This window comes from Bradyrhizobium sp. ISRA442 (assembly GCF_038085055.1).
Taxonomy (GTDB): Bacteria; Pseudomonadota; Alphaproteobacteria; order Rhizobiales; family Xanthobacteraceae; genus Bradyrhizobium.
On the sequence record NZ_JALGCN010000067.1, the window covers coordinates 1 to 1027 of the forward strand.

Genomic DNA, 1027 nt, shown 5'->3' on the forward strand with positions numbered 1-1027 from the left:
GAGTGACCTGATGATCCGGCCCGGTCTCCCAGAGCCAGTCGGAAGCTGTTTCGGCGTAGTCGCGAAAGCGCTGTTCGCTTTCGCGCAGCGCGGCAAGTGTGTTTTCCAGGCGTTCCCTAGCTGCGTGTTGCTCGGTGACATCCATATGTGTTCCGATCAGCTCGCTGACGTTACCATCGCTGCCGACCACCACGTGCGCAACGGAGTGTATGCGTCTTATCCCGCCATCTGGTAGAAGGATACGAAAATCATATTCGAACCGCCCCTCCTTGTGTTCAATCGCCTGGCGCTGCACCTCCTGTAGCCGCGGCAAGTCGTCCGGATGGATGCGCGATCGAATGGTCTCGATCGATACCGGCTCTCGTGGGCTAAAGCCAAACAGACGATCGACCTCGGCGGAGCGATACACGAAATCTAGACCGTAGACGTCCCAGGACCAGCTGCCCGTGTGACTGAGATGCTGGGCTTCGGCCAGATAGGCCTCGCTGCGGCGCAGCTGCTGTTCTGCTCGCCTCGCCGCCGTAATATCCGTAGCTGCCCCAACAAACTCGATGTCACCAGAGGCTGTTTTCGTCGCTCGTGCCTGCGCATGGATGTGCTTTACCGAGCCGTCCGGTAGCAGAAGCCGGTATTCGTGCTCGAAATCGCTCGGGTCTCGCATCGCGCGATCGATAATCTCTTTAACCGAAGCCCTATCATCTGGATGAGTGCGCTCAACGACGAGCTGCGGCCCCGGCGCCACTGTCTGAGGATCTAATTGGAAAATGCGAAATGTTTCCTTTGACCAGAAGGCCTCGCCCGTAGTGGTGTTCCAGCTGAAGCTGCCTGTGTGACTCAACTCCTGCGCCTGGGCCAAATGTGCTTCGCTCCGCTGCAGGGCAAGTTCGGTCCGCCTTCGCTCCGTGATATCTTCGCAGGCGATAAGGACAATGGGCTGCTCATCGGCCCAGAGCATGGCTTTGGCATTTTCACGTACCCACAACACCGAGCCGTCCTTCCTGACTTTCTGGACGTCCCACGTGCGCGT

1 protein-coding gene is annotated in these 1027 nt (G+C 58.6%); it reads right to left on the reverse strand.

Annotation, left to right across the window (positions count from 1 at the left end):
- Nucleotides 1-1027: PAS domain-containing protein (locus MTR72_RS40215; protein WP_341512350.1), on the reverse strand; the 1027-nt coding region annotated here is incomplete at both ends.